Source organism: Nonomuraea sediminis, assembly GCF_018531495.1.
GTDB classification, from domain to species: domain Bacteria; phylum Actinomycetota; class Actinomycetes; order Streptosporangiales; family Streptosporangiaceae; genus Nonomuraea; species Nonomuraea sediminis.
The window spans coordinates 1571908-1592005 of sequence record NZ_JAHDTI010000001.1 but is presented as its reverse complement, the minus strand read 5'-3'; the positions used below and the strand labels follow the sequence as shown (position 1 = coordinate 1592005).

Genomic DNA, 20098 nt, shown 5'->3' with positions numbered 1-20098 from the left:
GGTGCCGCAGGGCGGTGATGGCGGCGGACAGTGGGGGCATGGATGCCGTTGACGCTTACTGGCGTGCCGCCAACTACCTGTCGGTCGGGCAGATCTACCTGCGCGACAATCCGCTGCTGACCGAACCGCTCGCGCCCGAGCACGTCAAGCCGCGCCTGCTCGGCCACTGGGGGACCACGCCGGGGCTGAACTTCTGCTTCGCGCACCTGAACCGGATCATCGCCGAGCGCGACCAGGACATGATCTATGTCGCCGGCCCCGGGCACGGCGGCCCGGCGGCAGTGGCGCACGCCTGGCTAGAGGGCACCTATAGCGAGATTTATCCGGAAATCTCGCGGGATGCGGCGGGGATGCGGCGCCTGTTCGCCCAGTTCTCCGCCCCTGGCGGCATCCCCAGCCACGTCGCCCCGCAGACCCCCGGGTCGATCCACGAGGGCGGCGAGCTCGGCTATTCACTGGCGCACGCCTACGGCGCGGCCTTCGACAACCCTGACCTGGTCGTGGCCTGCATCGTCGGCGACGGCGAGGCCGAGACCGGCCCGCTGGCGGCCAGCTGGCACGCCAACAAGTTCCTCGACCCGCTCCGCGACGGCGTCGTGCTGCCGATCCTGCACCTGAACGGCTACAAGATCGCCAACCCGACGGTGCTGTCGCGCATCCCGTTCCCCGACCTGGTCAAGCTCATGGAGGGGTACGGCTACCGCCCCCTGGAGGTGGGCCCGTCGCACGAGGAGATGGCCAGGGCGCTGGACGTCGCCTTCGACCAGATCGCCGTCCACCGGGACGGCTACAGCGACAAGCTGCCCATGATCGTGCTGCGCACGCCGAAGGGCTGGACGGGCCCCGAGTACGTCGACGGGCTGCCGGTCGAGGGCACGTGGCGGGCCCACCAGGTGCCGCTCGCCCAGGTCAGGGAGAACCCCGACCACCTGGCGCAGCTGGAGAGGTGGATGCGCTCCTACCACCCGGAGGAGCTGTTCGACGAGCACGGCCGTCCAGTCGAGCAGGTGCTGGCCAACGTGCCCCGCAAACCGATGAGCGCGAGCCCGCACACCAACCCGCAGGTCGCGCCGCTGCGGCTGCCCGACTTCCGCGACTACGCGGTCAAGGTCGAGCAGCCCGGTGTCCAGTCCAGCGAGCCGACCCGCGTCCTGGGCACGTTCCTGCGCGACGTGATCGCGGCCAACCCGCACACCTTCCGGCTGATGGGCCCCGACGAGACCGCCTCCAACCGGCTGACCGCGGTCTTCGAGGTCACCGACAGGGCATGGAACGCCGAGCTGCAGCCGGGCGACGACCACCTGGCCCACGGCGGCCGGGTGATGGAGGTGCTGTCGGAGCACCTGTGCCAGGGCTGGCTCGAGGGCTACCTGCTGACCGGCCGGCACGGCCTGTTCAACTGCTACGAGGCGTTCATCCACATCGTCGACGCCATGTTCAACCAGCACGCCAAATGGCTGGAGGCCTCCCGGAGGATCCCCTGGCGCAGGCCCGTCGCCTCGCTCAACTACCTGCTGTCCTCGCACGTGTGGCGCCAGGACCACAACGGCTTCAGCCACCAGGACCCCGGCTTCCTTGACGTCGTCGTCAACAAGAAGCCCGAGGTCGTCCGGGTCTACCTGCCGCCGGACGCCAACACCCTGCTGTCGGTGACGGACCACTGCCTGCGCTCGCGCGACTACGTCAACGTGATCGTCGCCGGCAAGCAGCCGGTGCTCGACCTGTTCACCATGGACGAGGCCATCGCCCACTGCACCCGCGGGATCGGCATCCTGCCCTGGGCCTCCACGGACGCCGGCAGCGAACCCGACGTGGTGCTGGCCTGCGCCGGGGACGTGCCCACCCTGGAAACCCTCGCCGCCGCCGCGATCCTGCGCGAGCGGCTGCCGCAGGTGAAGGTCAGGGTCGTCAACGTGGTCGACCTGATGCGGCTGACCTCCGAGCACCCGCACGGGCTGACCGACGCCGAGTTCGACGCGCTGTTCACCACGGACAGGCCGATCATCTTCAACTTCCACGGCTACCCGTGGCTGATCCACCGCCTGGCCTACCGCAGGCACGGTCATCCGAACCTGCACGTGCGCGGCTACAAGGAGGAGGGCACCACGACCACGCCCTTCGACATGGCCATGCTCAACGACATCGACCGCTACCACCTGGTCATGGACGTCATCGACCGCGTCCCCGGCCTGGCCACCGCCCAGGCGCACCTGCGCCAGGAGATGGCCGAGGCCCGGCTGCGCGCCCGCGCCCACACCCGCGAACACGGTGAGGACGCTCCCGACATCCGCGATTGGAGCTGGGGCACCCGATAAAGGGACTTTCGGCCCTGCCCAGAGGGCAGGGCCGGTGCTGAGGTGAAGATATGAATACCACTGCTGACCAGGCGATTCACTCCGGGCTTGAGGCGGCGCGGTGGGCGCCGTCGGTGCACAACACCCAGCCCTGGTCCTTCGCGGTCTCGGGCGAGGAGATCGCCGTCCGTGCGGACACCGATCGCAAGCTGGCCCTGGAGGACCCGGGCGGCAGGGAACTGCAGATCAGCTGCGGGGCAGCCATCTTCAACCTCCGCACGGCGCTGCGCCAGGCCGGCCGCGAGCCGATCGTGCGGATCCTGCCCGATCCCGACCGGCCCTCCTTGATGGCCACGGTACGGCTCGGCCCGGACGTCGAGCCGGACGAGCACACCCGGATGCTGGCCGGGCAGATCGAGCGGCGGCGCACGCACCGGACCGGATTCACCGAGACGCCGGTGCCCGAGCGGCTGGTGGAGCAGTGGGAGCGCGAGGCCGCCGCCGAGGGGGCCACCTTCACGCCGGTCGGGGCGCCCGCCGCCGTGCGGGCCCTGGCCGCGCTCACCGAGGCGGCCCAGGCCGTCCAGTCGCAGGACCAGCCCTTCACGCTCGAGGTCATCCGGTGGGCGCGCCCGCCAGGGAGCCCTCGTGGTGACGGTGTGCCTGCCGACGCCTACCCGAAGCAGGCGGCAGGGGAGTTCGCCCAGCGCGACTACGCCCACCTGCACCCGTGGGGCACCGACACCGACCAGCGCACGTCCAGCGCCACCGGGGTGGTGGCACTGCTGACCACCCGCCAGGACACCCGCGAGGCGTGGCTGGCGGCCGGGCAGGCGCTGCAGCGGGTCCTGCTGCACGCCGCGGCGCACGGGATCAGCGCCGCCTTCCACACCCAGGCGCTGGAGGAACCTCACCTGCGCGACTTCCTGCGGCAGCGGATATGCGCGGGCGCCTACCCGCAGATGATCATGAGGCTCGGCATCACCGCCGAGGAGGGCCACGGCGTCCGCCGCCCGCTCACCGACCTGACCGACTCATGATCCTCGTCTTCAACGCCGGCTCGTCGTCGGTCAAGTACGAGCTGGTCGACCTGAAGGCGGACACCCGGCCGATCCGCGGGCTCGCCGAGCTCGACGGGTCGCTCACGCACCGGGTCGAGGGCCGCCCGCCGTACACCCGCGAGGGGCCCTTCGCCGACCACGCGGCCGCGTTCGGCGCGGCGTTGGAGCTGCTGAAAGAGGTACGGCCGGCCGCGATCGGGCACCGGGTCGTCCACGGCGGCACCCGCTTCCACGGGCCCGTGCCGGTCGACGACGCCGTGATGGCGGCGATCGACGAGCTCGCGCCGCTCGCCCCGCTGCACAACCCGGTCAACCTGGCCGGGATACGGGCCGCCGCGACGGCCTTCCCCGGGGTGCCGCAGGTGGCGGTGTTCGACACCGCCTTCCACCAGAGCATGCCGCCCGAGGCCTACACCTACGCCGTGCCACGCGAGGCAGGGGTGCGGCGCTTCGGCTTCCACGGCACCTCGTGCTCCTACGCCACCCGCCGCGCCGCCGAGATCCTCGGCCGCCCCGAACCCGACCTGATCGTGCTGCACCTGGGCAACGGCGCCAGCGCCACCGCGATCCGCGCAGGCCGCAGCATCGATACCTCCATGGGCGCCACGCCGGCGGAAGGCCTGGTCATGGGCACCCGCAGCGGAGACGTCGACCCGTACCTGGCCGCCGAGCTGGGCGCGGACGCGCTCACCCGCCGCAGCGGCCTGCTCGGCCTGACGGGCTCGGCCGACATGCGCGAGGTACGGCGCCGCGCCGAGCTCGGCGACCCGGACGCCCTGCTGGCCAGGCAGGTGTACTGCCACCGGATCCGCAAGTACGTGGGCGCCTACTACGCGCTGCTCGGCCACGTGGACGCCATCGTCCTCACCGGGGGAGTGGGCGAGCACGACGCCGGCATCCGCGCCGGGTCCCTGACCGGGCTCGAACGCCTGGGCATCCACCTCGACCCACGGCACAACGCCGCCCACCGCGAGACCATCTCCGACTCCGAGGTCCGCGTCCTGATCATCCCCGCGGACGAGGAATGGGAGATCGCCCACCAGACCGCCACCCTGACAGGTCAGGCGTAGCTGACGACCGGCGGCCTGGCTCGGGACCTTTGGCCCTGTCGTCGCGGCCCGGCGGGGCGAAGCCTGGTGGCATGAGGTCTGTTCTGCGTTTTCTCGGTGGGGTCGGCACCGTCACAGGTAGCAAGTTCCTCCTGGACCAGGCGGAGGGCGGCCGCATCCTGCTGGACTGCGGCCTGTTCCAGGGACAGCGGGAGCTGCGGCGGCGCAACTGGGCGCAGTTCCCTTTCGCGGCCGACAGCGTGTCGTCGGTGATCCTCAGCCATGCCCATCTCGACCACTGCGGCTACCTACCCGCCCTGGTACGGCAGGGCTTCACCGGACCCGTCCACACCACGCCCCGCACCGCGGACCTGGTCGCGATCGTCCTGCGTGACAGCGCCCACCTGATGGCGGATGAGGCCGCGAACGCCAACGCCAACGGCTGGTCCAAGCACGTGCCCGCGCTGCCCCTGTACGACGAGAAGGACGTCGCCCGCGCGCTGGACCTGATCGTCACGACCGAACAGGGCGTCGCCGACGTGGACGGTGCGCGCCTGCGGATGCACCGGGCCGGTCACATCCTCGGCTCCTCATGGGTGGAGCTGACGCTGGCAGGCGGTACGCGGCTGGTGCACACGGGGGACCTGGGACGCGCGGCCCATCCGCTGCTGCGGCCCCCCGAGCCGTTCGAGGGCGCGGACGTCCTGCTGGTGGAGTCGACCTACGGCAACCGCCGGCACGACGACGCGACCACGATGCGCGACCTGGCGGACGCGATCACCAGGACGATCGACCGCGGCGGCTCGGTTCTGATCCCGGCCTTCGCCGTCGACCGGACCGAGGTGATCCTTTACCGGCTGCGCGAGCTGCGCCAGGCGGGCCTGGTGCCGCCCGTGCCGGTCTACGTGGACAGCCCCATGGGCCTGGCGGCCAGGGACGTCTACCTCGAGGCGATCGCCGCCGGCGCGGACGAGCTGCGCCCGGGACTCACCGCCGACACGCTGGACCCCAGCTGGGTGCGCGAGCTGCGCACCGCCGAGGAGTCGGAGACGGTGAACCACCCCGCCGAGCCTTCGATCGTCATCTCCGCCTCGGGGATGGCCTCCGGCGGGCGCGTGCTGCACCATCTGGCGCGCTTCCTGCCCGATCCGCGGATGAGCGTGCTGATCGTGGGGTTCGCCGCGCTCGGCACCCGGGCACGCGCCCTGGTGGACGGAGCGCCCTCGGTGAAGATCCACGGACGGTACGTGCCGGTCAGAGCGGAGATCGTCGACCTGCCCGGGTTCTCCGTGCACGCCGACGCCGACGAGATGATCGCCTGGCTGTCGACCGCCGTTCGACCACCGTCGGTCACCTACGTCGTGCACGGCGAGCCCGCCGCGGCCCGAACCCTGCGCGACCGTATCGACGCCGAGCTGGGTTGGCACGCCGTGGTCCCCAAACAGGACGAGCACGTGCTGCTGGGGGAGGAGCAATGATTCTCGCCGGCGTCGACGGATCGCACGCCGCCCGTGAAGCGGCTGCCTGGGCCGCGAGGGAGGCGGGCCTGCGAGGGGCCGATCTCACCGTCGCCTACGCGATGCCGCGCTGGGCGTGCGAGACCGACAGCGGCCGCTACTCCGAGGTCGCCGCGTGGATGCGGCAGAGCGCGACCGAGGTGCTGGAGGCCGCGGCGGAGCGGGCCCGGCAGGAACGCCCCGAGGTCTCCCTGACGAGCCGCTATCTGCCTGGCGATCCGCGTACGGCGCTCATCCGGGCGGCCGCCGATGCGGAGCTCCTGGTCGTCGGCAACCACGGCGTCGGCGGCGTGCGCGGGCTGCTGATCGGCTCGGTCGCCTACGGCGTGGCCGGCCACGCTCCGTGTCCCGTGGTCGTCGTACGCGGGCTCCCGCGGGAGGCGCGGAACGAGGTGGTGGTCGGCGTGTCAGGGAACGTGGCCGCGCTGGAGTTCGCCTTCGCCGAGGCGGCTCTGCGCGATGCCCGGCTGCTCGCCGTACACGTCAGGGCCGAGGACGAGCCGCCGGACGCGCTCAAGCTCCTGGCGGAGTCGCGCGAGCGCCATCTAGGCGTCGCCGTCGTCGAGCAGGTGGTGGACGGGGATCCCGCCACGGTGCTGAGGGAGGCGGGGACGGGAGCGGAGCTGCTGGTCGTCGGCTCACGGGGACACGGTGCGGTGGCCGGGATGGTCCTCGGCTCGGTCAGCCAGGCCCTGCTGCACCACGCCTCGTGCCCGCTGGCCGTGGTCGGGCCCTCGGAGGCAGGGCGGTGACGGTTCTCACTTCAGGCCTGACCACGGCCCAGGCGGCCGAACGGCTCCAGCGGGAGGGTGCCAACCTGCTTCCGCGGAAACCGCCGGTGCCGTGGTGGCGGCGGGTTCTGACGCAGCTGCGTGACCCGCTGATCGTCGTCCTGCTGATCGCCGCCGCGCTCACCGCCGTCACCCGCGACTGGACCGACATGGCGGTCATCCTGCTGGTCGTCGTGGTCAACACCACGGTCGGCGTCGTGCAGGAGATCCGCGCCGACCAGGCCATCGGAGCCCTGGAGCGCCTCACCGCACCCGCCGCCCGGGTGATCAGGGACGGCCACCAGCGGCAGATCCCCGCCGCCGACATCGTGCGGGAGGACCTCGTCGTCCTGGCCGAGGGGGACATCGTCCCGGCCGACGCCACCGTGACGCGGGCCGAGTCGCTGCTCGTCGACGAATCCGCGCTGACGGGTGAGTCGGTGCCCGTCGACAAGGGCGAAGCCGACCAGGTCTCCTCGGGCACCGTCGTGGTACGCGGGCGCGGCACCGCCGTCGTGACCGCGGTCGGAGCGGCCGGTGCGATGGGCCGCATCGCCGCCATGATGGTCAAGGGATCCGGCCTGACGCCGTTGCAGCGGCGGCTGGTGGGCATCGGCCGGATGCTCGCCGCGGTCACCGTCCTGCTGTGCGCCGTCGTGCTGGCCCTGGGGCTCGCGCGGGGCCAGAACCTCGAGCTGATGGTGGTGACCGCGATCAGCCTGGTGGTCGCGGCGGTGCCCGAGTCGCTTCCCGCGGTCGTCACCCTCAGCCTGGCGCTGGGCGCGCGCCGGATGGCCGCGCGCAACGCCCTGGTGCGCAGGCTGCCCGCCGTCGAGACGCTCGGCTCGGTGACCGTCCTGGCCACCGACAAGACCGGCACCCTCACCGAGGGCAAGATGACGGTGGGCCACCTGTGGCCGACCCGGAGCACCACCGAACTCCTGACCGCCGCCGTGCTCTGCAACGACGCGCGCCTTTCCGACGGGCAGGCCCTGGGAGATCCGACCGAGGTGGCCCTGCTGACCGCCGCGGCCGAGGACGGCCTGGACCGGGCCGTGCTGCATGACCGCTTCCCCCGGGTGGCCGAGCGCCCCTTCGACAGCGTGCGCAAGCGCATGACCACCGTGCACCGCCTTCCCGACGGCCGCTACCGCGTCATCTGCAAGGGCGCCCCCGAGGTGCTCCTCACGGACCAGGCCGCGATCGAGCAGGCGGACAGGTACGCCCGGTCCGGCTGCCGGGTCCTGGCCGTCACCGCCGCCGACCTCGACACACTCCCGGAAACGATCGAGGAACTCGGGCTGCCCCTGCTCGGCCTGGTCGCCATCGTGGACCCGCCGCGCAAGGCGGCCGCCGCCACCATCGCCGCCTGCCGCCGCGCGGGCATCAGGCCGGTCCTCATCACCGGCGACCATCCGAGCACCGCCCACGCGGTCGCCGCGGAGCTGGGGATCGACGAGGTGCACGCCCGGGCCGCGCCGGAACACAAGCTCGACATCATCCAGGAGCTCCGTGACCGGGGCGACATCCTGGCCATGACCGGAGACGGCGTCAACGACGGGCCCGCGCTGCGCCGCGCCGACATCGGCGTGGCCATGGGCCGGCGCGGCACCGAGGTCGCCCGGCAGGCCGCTGACCTGGTCCTGGCCGACGACGACCTGAACACCGTCGTGGCGGCCGTCGAGGAGGGCCGCAGGGTCTACGCCAACATCCGCCGCTTCCTCGTCTACGCCCTGTCCGGGGGAGCCGCGGAGATCGCCGTCATGCTGCTCGGGCCGTTCGCCGGGCTGGCGCTGCCGCTGCTGCCCGCCCAGATCCTCTGGATCAACCTGCTCACGCACGGGCTGCCCGGCGTGGCGCTGGGCGGCGAGCCCGCCGTACCGGGATCCATGGAACGGCCGCCGCGGCCGCCCAGCCAGAGCATCCTCGGAGCCGGGCTGTGGCAGCGGGTCATCCGGATCGCCGTCGTGCTCACCCTCGTCACGCTCGGCGTCGCCGTCTGGGCGCAGCAGACCGGGCGGCCCTGGCAGAGCATGGCGTTCTTCGCCCTCGGCGCCGCCCAGCTCGGCGTCGGCCTCGGCTCCCGCGCCCGGCCCCGGACGCTGGCCAACCCGATGCTGCTGCTCGCCATCGGCGGCGCCCTGCTGCTCCAGCTGGCCGCGCTCTACCTGCCGCCGCTGCGCGAGCTCCTCGGCACCCAGCCGCTCGCCCTGGGCGACCTGCTGATCGTCCTGGCCCTGTCGGTCCTCGGCTACGCGGCTGTTCGCCTGGACCGCATCCTCCACCACATGGAGTGAGAGCAATTACCTTCTAAACAGGTAGGAAATATTGACTTCGGGTGAAGCGCGGCTTAGCGTCGTAGGTATGAGCCAGGGTTTCCTCCTGACCAGGCGCCCGCACGTGGACTTCGGCCACGTCGCCAGCGCGCAGTGTCGTTGATCACGAATCCGTAGCAGCAGCATCCGACCCTCGTGCTCCCAGCGTGGCCGACGCCGCCCACGCTCCCTCCGACGACCCCGCCCTCCGCGTCCCTGACATCCGTCCGGGCTTCGCGTGAGCATGCCGTCTTCCGTGAGGAATCCTCTCGTGATCGTGCCATCAGTGACCTCTACTCCTTCAGAAACCCGCACGTGGACGCCCGCATGACCGACACCATGCCCGATCGCGCCGTCGCGGCCGCCCAGTTCAGGCAGGCGCTCGCCGTACACGCCAGCGGGGTCGTGGTGATCGATCGCGGTCAACATCCTGTCCAGCGACCAGGCCGAACTCGCCGCCCGCTTCGCCCGCAGGAGCATCGACCGCTTCGCCGCGCCCACCCGCTGGCGACCGGGACCGCTGGGCGCGCCGTTGCTGCTCGAGGTCTCGGCGCACCTGATCTGCCTGCCGTACGAGAGAGCCGAAGTCGGCGACCACATCCTGGTCGTCGGCCTGGTGGCCGAAGCCGACGTGCACACCCCAGGCCGCCCGCTCCTTTACCACCAGGGCCGCTTCGGGCGCTTCCTGGCCCATCCCGACTCCTGAACTCCGGAGGACCCCGTGCCCATCTCCACGCAGACGCCCGCCTACGCCGGCCCCGTCGATCACGACGCGTACGGTCACTACGGCCCCGGCCGCCTGCATCTCTCCCCGGACTGGAACCGCCCGGTCTATCCCTTCCGCGGCCGGATCACCGCCGACGGTTCCAGCGGGTTCCGCGCCGAACCTGGCCGCTACCACCTCTACGTCGCCTGGGTGTGCCCGTACGCGCACCGCGCCGCGATCGTCCGCCGGCTCACGGGCCTGGAGGACGTGGTCTCGCTGTCGTACGTGGACGACGAGCGCGACGGGCGGGGGTGGGCCTTCCGCGAGCATCGCGGGCCCGACCCGGTGAACGGCTTCACGCTGCTGGAGCAGGCCTACGACGCGACAGAGCGGGGGTACGGCGGGCACATCTCGGTCCCCGTGCTGTGGGACAGGCAAACCGGCACGATCGTCAGCAACAACTTCCCCGACATCACGATCGACCTCGCCACCCAGTTCGAGCGGTGGGCCGACCCCTCCGTCAACCTGTATCCGGACGCGCTGCGGCCGGAGATCAACACGTTGAACGGGTGGATCTACCACGACATCAACACCGGCGTCTCCCGTGTGGCCCGCGCCACTGCCGAGGACGATCGCGAGCAGGAGCGCCACCGGGTCGTCGCGGCACTGGAACGCCTGGACGAGCGCCTGGCCGAGCAGCGCTTCCTGACCGGTGACACGATCACCGAGGCGGACGTGCGGCTGTGGGTGACGCTGGCCAGGTTCGACGCCGAGCACAACCGCGGCCACCTCATCAGCGAGCGCGAGCTGACCGATTTCGACTACCTGTGGCCGTATGCGCGGGACCTGTACCAGCGGCCCGCCTTCAGGGAGACGACCGAGGGGCTGGCTGCCACCTGGGACGCCCCGCACGGGCGTGGCCGATGACGCGCAAGCAGGTCCACCTGGCGGCCCACTTCCCCGGCGTCAACAACACCACCGTCTGGACCGACCCCCGGTCCGGCAGCCAGATCGACTTCGACTCGTTCGTCCACCTGGCGCGGACCGCCGAGCGCGGCCGGTTCGACTTCTTCTTCCTGGCCGAGGGGTTACGGCTGCGCGAGCTCAAGGGCCGCATCCACGATCTGGACGTGGTGGGGCGGCCGGAGGCGCTCACCGTGCTCAGCGCCCTGGCGGCGGTCACGGATCGGCTGGGCCTGGCCGGGACCGTCAACGCCACCTTCAACGAGCCCTACGAGCTGGCCAGGCGGCTGTCGACGCTCGACCACCTGAGCGAGGGCCGGGCCGCGTGGAACGTGGTGACCACCTCCGACGCCTTCACCGGGGAGAACTTCCGCCGGGGCGGGTACCTCGACCGCGCCGACCGGTACCGGCGGGCCGCCGAGTTCGTCCAGCTGGCACGGCAGCTGTGGGATTCCTGGCAGCCGGACGCGATCGCCGCCGACCCGGGAACGGGCACGTTCGTCCGGCCGGGCGCCATCGCAACCGTCGAACATCGGGGCACGCACTTCACGGTCGAGGGCCGGTTCACGCTTCCCCACAGCCCGCAGGGGCACCCTGTGATCATCCAGGCGGGCGACTCCGACGACGGCCGCGAGTTCGCCGCCGCCCACGCCGACGTGATCTTCACCCCGCACGGCAAGCTGGAGGACGGCCGGCGGTTCTACGCCGATGTCAAGCGCCGTCTGGCCGGGTACGGCCGCCGGCCGAACCAGCTGAAGATCATGCCGGGGGTGACGTTCGCGCTGGGCGACACCGAGGAGGAGGCCGCCCACAACGCCGCCGCCATCCGGCGCCTGCAGGTCGGGCCGCAGACCGCGCTCGCGTTCCTGGAGCAGGTGTGGGGTCGCGACATGTCGGCCTACGACCCGGACGGCCCGCTGCCGGATGTCGACCCCGATCCATCCGAAGGCGTCTCCCAGGGCCGGGTGCCGATCAAGGACCGGGCCGCCGTGGCCGCCAAATGGCGGGCGCTGGCCGCGGAGAAGGGGCTGACGATCCGTGAGCTGGTCATCGAGGTGACCGGGCGGCAGACCTTCGTCGGCACGCCGGAGACGGTGGCCCGGCTGATCGACGAGCACGTGCAGGCCGATGCCGCCGACGGATTCATCCTGGTGCCGCACCTGACGCCCGGCGGGCTGGACGAGTTCGTGGACCGCGTGGTCCCCCTGCTGCAGGAGCGTGGCGTCTTCCGCACGGACTACGCGGGGACCACCCTCCGTGATCATTTGGAGCTGGCATGACGTTGCACCTTGCCGTGGCACTGGACGGGGCGGGCTGGCACCCCGCGGCCTGGCGCGATGCCCCCGCGGATGTCTTCTCGGCCCGCCGCTGGGCGGATCTGGTGGCCGAGGCCGAGCGCGGGCTGCTCGACTTCGTCACCATCGAGGACGCCCTGGCCCTGCAGTCCACTCTGCCCGACGGCCCCGACGACCGCGTCGACCAGGTACGGGGCCGCTTCGACGCGGTGCTGCTCGCGGCCAGGCTCGCTCCGCTCACCAGCAGGATCGGGCTGGTGCCGACGGCCACCACCACGCACACCGAGCCGTTCCACGTGGCCATCGGCATCGCGACGCTCGACCACGTCAGTCGCGGCCGGGCGGGGTGGCGGGCGCAGCTCTCCCCGCGTGCCACGGAGGCCCGGCACTTCGGCCGGAGGGAAATCCCTGCCGTGGATCCCGCGGCCCCGCACGTCCGGGACCTGTTCGCCGAGGCCGCCGACGCGGTGGAGGTGGCGCGGCGGCTGTGGGACAGCTGGGAGGACGACGCGGAGATCCGCGACGTGCCGACAGGCCGGTTCATCGACCGGGACAAACTTCATTACATCGACTTCGCCGGGCGGTTCTTCTCGGTCAAGGGGCCGTCGATCACGCCACGCTCACCGCAGGGCCAGCCGGTGGTGGCCGCGCTGGCGCACGCGCGCCTGCCGTACGAGTTCGCCGCGAGCAGCGCGGACGTGGTGTTCGTCACGCCGCGCTCGGCCGAGCACGCCCACGCGATCGTCCGGGAGATCAGGGGACTCTCGGAAGATCTGCAAATCTTCGCCGACCTGGTCGTGTTCCTGGGACCGGAGGCGGCCGGGCGCAAGGCGCGGCTCGACGAACTGGACGGGGCCGAACTCGTCTCCGATGCCGCGATCTTCACCGGGACCGCTGGGGAACTGGCCGACCTGCTGGTGGAGTGGCGGCGAGCCGGGATCCAGGGGTTCCGGCTGCGGCCGGGCGCGCTGCCGTACGACCTCGAGCGGATCACCCGCGAGCTGACGGCCGAGTTGCGGACGCGCGGGGTGTTCCGTCACGAGTACGAGGCCGCCACGCTGCGCGGGCTGCTCGGCCTGCCACGCCCGGCCAGCCGCTACGCGGAGGTTTCATGAAATTTCTTGCCATCACGCTGATCGTCCACAACGACGATCGCTCACCCACCGAACGCTTCCGCGAGGTCGTCGACAACGCGGTGCTGGCCGAGGAGCTCGGCTTCGACGGGTTCGGCGTGGGGGAGCGGCACGAGCGGCCGTTCATCTCCTCCTCGCCGCCGGTGGTGCTCAGCCACATCGCCGCCAAGACGTCCAGGATCAGACTGTTCACCGCCGTCACCACGCTGAGCCTGCTGGACCCGGTGCGGGCCTACGAGGACTACGCCACGCTCGACCACCTGTCGGAAGGCCGGCTGGAGTTGATCATCGGCAAGGGGAACGGCGCCGCGCAGGCCCAGCTGTTCCACGTCACGGCCGAGGACCAGTGGGAGCGCAACCGGGAAGGGTACGAGCTGTTCCGCCGCCTGTGGCGGGAGGACAAGGTGACCTGGACCGGCCGCTTCCGGCCCTCCCTCACCGACGCCGAGACCTGGCCGCGGCCGCTGCAGCGGCCGATCCGCGTCTGGCACGGCAGCGCCACCAGCAAGGAGTCGGTGGACCTGGCCGCCCGCTACGGCGACCCGCTCTTCTCCGCCAACGTCACCAACCCCATCGGCCCGTATGCCGAGCTGATCGACCACTACCGCGAGCGCTGGGCCCACCACGGTCACGACCCGGCCGGCGCGCTGGTGGGCGCGGGTACGGCAGGCTACTACGCCGCCAGGACCTCGCAGGAGGCCATCGCCGCCTACCGGCCGGTCTTCGACGCCCGCGTCGCCTTCCAGCGCCGGCTCGGGCTGCCGATCGTCTTCCCGACCCTGGAGGACGCCATCGAGCGCAGCTCCATCCTGGTCGGCAGCCCACAGCAGATCGTCGACAAGGTGCTGCGCTACCACAAGCGGTTCGGGCACGAGGTCATGCACCTGCACGCCGACGCCGACGGGCTCACGCCGAAGCAGCACCGCGAGGCGCTGGAGCTGTTCCAGGCCGAGATCGCGCCCGTGCTGCGGGCGGAGATCCCCAGCAGACCGTTCCCCGGAGGTGCCGCATGACGTTGCTGTCCATCCTCGACCTCGCCCCGATCGTGTCGGGCGGCACGGCGGGCGACGCGCTGCGCAACACCCTCGACCTCGCCCGCCGGGCCGAGAGGTTCGGCTACCACCGTTACTGGCTGGCCGAGCACCACCTCGCGCCCGGCGTCGCCGGCTCGGCCCCGGCCGTGCTGATCGGCCTCGTGGCCGCGGCCACGTCCAGGATCCGGGTCGGATCGGGAGCCGTCCAGCTCGGGCACCAGACGCCGCTGTCGGTGGTCGAGCAGTTCGGCCTCATCGACGCGCTCCATCCGGGGCGCGTCGACCTCGGGATCGGCCGCTCCGGCCAGCGCCGCGCCGAACTCGCCAAGAACGCCGCCTTCGAGCGGAAGGAGGCCAAGGTGGTGGGCGGGCTGCTCATCCCGCCGCCGTTCGACTGGTCGCTGCTCGCCAAGCATCCCCACCTGGCCCATCACGCGACGCTGCTGCAGCAGCCCGGCGCCCGGACTCCCGACTTCGCCGACCAGATCGACGACGTCCTGGCCTTCCTGTACGGCACGCACCAGGCCCATGCCATCCCCGGCGAGCACGCCGAGGTGGAGGTGTGGATCCTCGGCAGCAGCGGTGGGCAGAGCGCCCAGGTGGCGGGGGAGCGCGGCCTGCCGTTCGCCGCCAACTACCACGTCAGCCCGTCATCGGTGCTGGAGGCCGTCGGCGCCTACCGGGAGGCCTTCAAACCGTCGGACCGGCTGGCCGAGCCGTACGTGATCGTCTCGGCGGACGCGGTGGTGGCCGAGACCGAGGCGCGCGCCCGCGAGCTGGCCCGAGGCTACGGCCTGTGGGTCCGCAGCATCAGGACCGGCGCAGGAGCGATGCCCTACCCCACGGCGGCGGAGGCGGACGCCCACGTCTGGACCGACGCCGACCGCGAGCTGGTCAGGGACCGCATCGACACCCAGTTCGTCGGCTCGCCCGAGCAGGTGGCCGAGCGGCTGCGCGTGCTCCGCCGCGTGACCGGCGCCGACGAACTGCTCATCACGACCATCACCCATGACCACGAAGACCGCGTGCGCTCCTACGAGTTGCTCGCCGAGACCTGGAACCGCCCGTGAAGCGCCTGATCCCCGCCCTCCTGCTGGCCGTTGCCGCGTGCGGTGCGCAACCCGCCCAGACCTCCCCGAGCAACGCGTTGACGTGGGCCGTCGAGACGCAGCCGATCACGTTCAACCCGCAGCTGTGGGCGCAGAACAAGGCGCGGCTGCTGGTGTTCAACCAGTTCGACGCGCTGGTGTCCAAGGCCGAGGACGGCTCGTTCCGTCCATGGCTGGCCAAGTCGTGGAAGGTGTCGGGCGACGGCCTGACCTACACCCTCGACCTGCGCGACGACGTCACCTTCCACGACGGCACGCCGTTCGACGCCGCCTCCGTCAAGGCCAACCTGGACCAGTTCCGGGTGTCCGGCTACAACCCCGCGGTCGCCGCGATCCAACTGCGAGCCTTCGACAAGGCCGAGGTCGTGTCGCGGTACCAGCTGAAGATCACGCTGAGGGAGCCCGACGGGCTGTTCCTGGACTTCCTCGCCTCGCCGTACTCCGGGCAGGTCTCGCCGAAGTCGCTGAAGAGCGCCAAGAACCTGAAGTTCGGCGGTCCCGACCTCGTGGGAACCGGGCCGTTCATCCTGGACCGGTTCGTCCAAGGGCAGGAGATCCACTACCGGCGCAATCTCGCCTACACGTGGCCGCCCGCCGGGGCGGCACACCAGGGACCCGCCTACCTGTCGGAGATCACCTACCGGCTGTTGCCCGAGGCGGCGGTCCGCGTCGGCGCGCTCACCTCCGGCCAGGTGCAGGTCATCGAGGGCGTCCCCGCCACCGAGGTCGACCTGATCAAGAAGGACTCCGACCTGGTGCTGAAGACGTCGCTGAACTCGGGCACCGCCTACTCCTACTACTTCAACACCTCCCACGCGCCCTTCGACGACAAGCGGGTGCGGGAGGCGTTCCGCGAGGCCGTGGACGTCGAGGCCGTGCTGCGCTCCGTCTACCAGGGCACCGCGACCCGGGCGTGGAGCATCGTCGGCAAGAGGAGCCCGTTCTACGACGCCGCCCTCGAGGGCGCCTACACCGCCGACCTGGCCAAGGCCAACACCCTGCTCGACGCCGCCGGCTGGAAGCAGCATGACGCGGAGGGATACCGGGTCAAGGACGGCAAGCGCCTGACCGTGCGCGAGGTCGCCGCGTCGGCCTTCGTCAGGGACCGCCGCGACATCCTCGCCCAGGCCATCCAGGCCCAGGTCAAGCAGAACGCCGGCATCGACTTCCAGGTCAAGATCGTGGACCAGGGCGCCGCGCAGAAGGCTCTGGACGACGACCAGTACGAGCTCTTCGGCAACTCCCGGGGCGACTCCGACGCCGGCGCCGCGCTCAACCTTCTCCTGTCGGAGAGGGGCGCCATCAACCGCACCCACTTCTCCGACCCCGAGGTGGACAAGTGGCTCGCCACCGCCTCCGCCACCACGGACCAGGCCGAGCGAAAGGAGCTCTACGCGAAGGTCCAGCAGTCGACCGTGGCCGGCAACATTCTCGTCTTCCCCCTCTACGTGCCCGCCGACCAGATCGCGGCGCACAGGAGCGTGCAGGGCCTCGGCTTCGATCCGGCCTCCGGCACTCCGGCCAGTGCGTACGACGTACGGATCGCCACATGATCAGACGACTGGGCACCGGGCTGGCGGTCTTATGGGCCGCCGCCACGACCTCCTACGTCGCGCTGCTGCTCGCCCCCGGCGACACCATCGACATCCTGATCGGCGACGGCCCGGACACTCCCGAGATCCGGGCCAGGATCATCGCCGAGTGGGGGCTCGACCGGCCGGAGATCGTCCAGTACCTGTCGTATCTGTGGCGGCTCCTCCACGGTGACCTCGGCCGCTCTTACCAGCTTCAGCGCGGCGTCGGCGAGATCCTGGCCACCCAGGTCGGGCCGACCGCGGAGCTCACGCTCGCCGCGGCGGGAACCGGGGTGACACTGGCCGGGGTCATCGCGATTGTCACCGCGGGCAAGGGCCGATGGCTGCGCGGCGCCGCCTCGGCGGTCGAGCTGGTGTCGGTGTCCGTCCCCCCGTTCCTCATCGGGATCGTGCTGCTGTCGGTCTTCTCCTTCACGCTCGGCTGGTTCCCGGTCTCCGGCGCGCAGGGGCCGCAGTCGCTGGTACTGCCCGCACTCGCGCTCGGCCTCCCCATCGCCGGCGTGCTCGGCCAGGTGCTGCGCACAGGTCTGGAACGGGCGCTCGAGCAGCCTTTCGCGGTGACGGCCAGGGCACGCGGGCTCACCGAACGCGCCCTGGTCGCCCGGCACGCCCTGCGGCACGCGCTCATCCCCGCCCTGACGCTGGCCGGATGGTTCGCCGGGACCCTGCTGGGCGGCGCGGTGATCACCGAGGCGCTGTTCGGGCGTCCGGGCCTCGGCCAGGTGGCCGCGCAGGCGGTGACGGGCCGCGACATGCCCGTCGTGATGGCCGTCGTCCTGCTGTCGGCGGTCGTGTACGTGACCATCAGCACCCTGCTCGACCTGGCCTACCGGGTCGTCGACCCCCGGATCCGAGGCTGATCGGCGATGCGGGGTCCCAAGACCCTCCTTCCGGTGGCCTTCCTCGCGTTGCTCGCGATCGCCGTCGCCGCACCCGGGCTCCTGACCTCCACCGATCCATTGGCCGCCGACCCGCTGAAAGCGCTCGCCTCGCCCAGCGCCGCCCACTGGCTGGGAAGTGACCATCTCGGCCGCGATCTGCTGACCAGGGTCGTGTACGGTGCCCGGCACTCCATCAGCATCGGCGTCGCCGCCACCGCCCTGGCCGTGGCCTCCGGCATCCTGCTGGGACTGGCCGCCGGGCTGTCGCCGAAATGGCTGGACGAGGCGCTGGCCCGCTCTTTCGACGTTCTGTCCACTCTGCCCGAGCTGCTGCTCGCACTGCTCGTCGTGGCGATCACCGGCCCCGGCACGGTCAATGTCATCTTCGCGATCGGCGTCGCCCAGGTCCCCCACTACGCACGCGTGATCCGGGCCCAGACCTTTGTTGTCCGCCACTCCGGCTACGTCGAGCAGGCGCTCACGTTCGGCCGGACCCGCCTGGCGATCAGCCTCGCGCACGTGCTGCCCAACGTGCTCGGCCCGATTCCCGTGCTGGCCACCATCGGCCTCGGCCAGGCCGTGATCGCCAGCTCGGGGCTCAGTTTCCTCGGCATGGGGCCGCAGCCGCCGTCCGCCGAGTGGGGCGCGATGCTCTCCGAGGCCCGGAACTACCTGCGGGTCGCCTGGTGGGAGGCGCTCTTCCCGGGCCTGGCGATCACGCTCACCGTTGTCTGCCTGACCGTCGTCGGACGGCGCCTGCAACGCCGTTTCGAAGGGAGAACACCGTGATGCTGCTGGACGTGGAGGACCTGCGGGTGAGCTTCGGCGGGACCGAGGTCGTCCACGGGCTGTCGCTGTCGGTCGCGGCCGGTGAGTGCGTGGCGATCGTCGGCGAGTCCGGCTCGGGCAAGAGCGTCACGGCGCGCACCCTGCTCGGCCTGACCGGTCCGGGCTCGACCGTGCGAGCCACGGCGTTCCGTGTTTCCGGCCGGGACGCGCTCGCCTTCACCCAGCGCGACTGGCGGCGGCTGCGCGGCAAGTTCGCCGGCCTCGTCCTCCAGGACGCGCTCGGGTCGCTCGACCCGCTGCGCACCGTGGGCGCCGAGATCGCCGAGGTGCTCGCCGAGCACGACGTCGTTCCCCGGGCCGGCCGTACGGGCAGGGTGCTTGAGCTGCTCGAAGCGGTGGGTGTGCCCGAGCCCGCGCTGCGGGCCCGGCAGCATCCCCACCAGCTCTCCGGCGGGCTGAGGCAGCGGGCGCTGATCGCCTCCGCCATCGCCGCCGACCCCGAGCTGATCATCGCCGACGAGCCCACCACCGCGCTCGACGTCACCATCCAGGCCCAGATCCTGCGCCTGCTCGCCGAGCGTAAGGCCGCAGGGACGGCACTGCTGCTCATCAGCCACGACCTGGCCGTCGTCGCCTCGATCGCCGACCGCATCCTCGTCATGAAGGACGGCCTGGTCGTGGAGGAGGGGCCCGCCGCAGACGTGCTGGCCGCGCCGGCGCACGACTACACCAAGGCGCTGCTGACCGCCGTCCCCTCGGCCGCCTCCCGAGGCACCCGGCTCACCACCGGCACCCCCCGAACCCGCCCGGCCATCAATCCATCGACCGAGGTCCTCGCCGGGACCGCGCTCACCCGCTCCTACGGCCCCCGCCGCGTGGTGGACGACGTCACTTTCACGCTGCGCGAGGGCGAGACCCTCGGCATCGTCGGCGAGTCCGGCTCGGGCAAGACCACGCTCGCCCGTCTCGCCCTCGGCCTGCTCGAACCCGACGCCGGCCAGATCACCCTGCACCGGCGACCATGGAGCCACCAGCGCGAAGGCGCCCGCCGCCCGCTCCGGCCCAGGATCCAGCTCATCTCGCAGAACCCGCTGGACTCCTTCGACCCGCGCCACACCGTCGCCCGCCTGATCGCCGAACCGCTCCGCCTGCCACGGGCCGAACGCGGGGAACGCGTCCTCGACCTGCTGGCCCGCGTCGGCCTGCCGCCCGAGACCGCCGCCCGCCACCCGCGGGAGCTGTCCGGCGGCCAGCGCCAGCGGGTGGCCATCGCCCGCGCCCTCGGACCCCGCCCCGACGTGCTTGTCTGCGACGAGCCCGTCTCCGCGCTCGACGTCTCCGTCCAGGCCCAGGTCCTCGACCTGCTCGCCGACATCCAGGCCGAGTACGGCACCGCGATGCTGTTCATCTCCCACGACCTGGGCGTCGTCCACCATGTCGCCGACCGCGTCCTCGTCATGAAGGACGGCCTCGTGGTGGAGGAGGGAGACGTCGACGAGGTGTTCATCCGGCCCAGGCACCCCTACACGCAGGCTCTGGTCGCCGCGGTGCCGCGGATGCGGGTGCCTTCGCTCTAGCACCGCCTCC

At 71.8% G+C, this 20098-nt stretch carries 16 protein-coding genes; all 16 read left to right on the top strand.

Annotated features, from left to right (window positions below):
- The first annotated feature begins 38 nt into the window (after window positions 1–38).
- The 16 genes from KIK09_RS07385 (at window position 39) to KIK09_RS07310 (ending at window position 20088) form a co-directional block, all read left to right on the top strand.
- Window positions 39–2315 (top strand): phosphoketolase family protein, encoded by a 2277-nt coding sequence (locus tag KIK09_RS07385; RefSeq protein WP_214317835.1) that lies wholly within the window; start codon window positions 39–41, stop codon window positions 2313–2315.
- 50 nt (window positions 2316–2365) lie between these two features.
- Window positions 2366–3334 (top strand): Acg family FMN-binding oxidoreductase, encoded by a 969-nt coding sequence (locus KIK09_RS07380; protein ID WP_214317834.1) that lies wholly within the window; start codon window positions 2366–2368, stop codon window positions 3332–3334.
- Window positions 3331–4425 (top strand): acetate/propionate family kinase, encoded by a 1095-nt coding sequence (locus tag KIK09_RS07375; protein ID WP_214317833.1) that lies wholly within the window; start codon window positions 3331–3333, stop codon window positions 4423–4425. Before KIK09_RS07380 ends, KIK09_RS07375 begins: the two co-directional genes overlap by 4 nt.
- 71 nt (window positions 4426–4496) lie before the next feature.
- The gene (locus tag KIK09_RS07370; protein WP_214317832.1) at window positions 4497–5882 is read left to right on the top strand and encodes an MBL fold metallo-hydrolase RNA specificity domain-containing protein; all 1386 of its coding nucleotides are present in this window, start codon (window positions 4497–4499) and stop codon (window positions 5880–5882) included.
- The gene (locus KIK09_RS07365; protein WP_214317831.1) at window positions 5879–6673 is read left to right on the top strand and encodes a universal stress protein; all 795 of its coding nucleotides are present in this window, start codon (window positions 5879–5881) and stop codon (window positions 6671–6673) included. Before KIK09_RS07370 ends, KIK09_RS07365 begins: the two co-directional genes overlap by 4 nt.
- Entirely contained in the window at window positions 6670–8988 is a 2319-nt protein-coding gene (locus KIK09_RS07360) for a cation-translocating P-type ATPase (protein ID WP_308163959.1), read from the top strand. Before KIK09_RS07365 ends, KIK09_RS07360 begins: the two co-directional genes overlap by 4 nt.
- A gap of 433 nt (window positions 8989–9421) precedes the next feature.
- Entirely contained in the window at window positions 9422–9712 is a 291-nt protein-coding gene (locus tag KIK09_RS07355) for a flavin reductase family protein (RefSeq protein ID WP_308163975.1), read from the top strand.
- A gap of 15 nt (window positions 9713–9727) precedes the next feature.
- Window positions 9728–10639 carry a glutathione S-transferase C-terminal domain-containing protein gene (locus tag KIK09_RS07350; RefSeq protein ID WP_308163958.1) on the top strand — a complete coding sequence of 304 codons (912 nt, stop codon included), beginning with the start codon at window positions 9728–9730 and terminating at the stop codon, window positions 10637–10639.
- On the top strand, window positions 10636–11955 hold the full coding sequence (locus KIK09_RS07345; RefSeq protein ID WP_214317830.1) for an NtaA/DmoA family FMN-dependent monooxygenase: 1320 nt from the start codon (window positions 10636–10638) through the stop codon (window positions 11953–11955). Before KIK09_RS07350 ends, KIK09_RS07345 begins: the two co-directional genes overlap by 4 nt.
- A complete protein-coding gene (locus KIK09_RS07340; RefSeq protein ID WP_214317829.1) occupies window positions 11952–13085 on the top strand; it encodes an LLM class flavin-dependent oxidoreductase in 1134 nt (377 codons plus the stop codon). Before KIK09_RS07345 ends, KIK09_RS07340 begins: the two co-directional genes overlap by 4 nt.
- On the top strand, window positions 13082–14116 hold the full coding sequence (locus KIK09_RS07335) for an LLM class flavin-dependent oxidoreductase (RefSeq protein ID WP_214317828.1): 1035 nt from the start codon (window positions 13082–13084) through the stop codon (window positions 14114–14116). Before KIK09_RS07340 ends, KIK09_RS07335 begins: the two co-directional genes overlap by 4 nt.
- A complete protein-coding gene (locus KIK09_RS07330) occupies window positions 14113–15207 on the top strand; it encodes an LLM class flavin-dependent oxidoreductase (RefSeq protein ID WP_214317827.1) in 1095 nt (364 codons plus the stop codon). The genes KIK09_RS07335 and KIK09_RS07330 overlap by 4 nt, the downstream gene beginning before the upstream one ends.
- Window positions 15204–16799, top strand: coding sequence for an ABC transporter substrate-binding protein (locus KIK09_RS07325; RefSeq protein ID WP_308163957.1), 1596 nt, complete (start codon window positions 15204–15206; stop codon window positions 16797–16799). Before KIK09_RS07330 ends, KIK09_RS07325 begins: the two co-directional genes overlap by 4 nt.
- Window positions 16796–17701, top strand: a complete 906-nt coding sequence (locus KIK09_RS07320) for an ABC transporter permease (protein ID WP_214317826.1) — start codon at window positions 16796–16798, stop codon at window positions 17699–17701. Before KIK09_RS07325 ends, KIK09_RS07320 begins: the two co-directional genes overlap by 4 nt.
- Before the next feature lie 6 nt (window positions 17702–17707).
- Complete coding sequence (locus tag KIK09_RS07315; RefSeq protein WP_214317825.1) at window positions 17708–18511, top strand: ABC transporter permease; 804 nt, start codon at window positions 17708–17710, stop codon at window positions 18509–18511.
- On the top strand, window positions 18511–20088 hold the full coding sequence (locus KIK09_RS07310) for a dipeptide ABC transporter ATP-binding protein (protein ID WP_214318075.1): 1578 nt from the start codon (window positions 18511–18513) through the stop codon (window positions 20086–20088). The genes KIK09_RS07315 and KIK09_RS07310 overlap by 1 nt, the downstream gene beginning before the upstream one ends.
- Window positions 20089–20098: the final 10 nt, after the last annotated feature.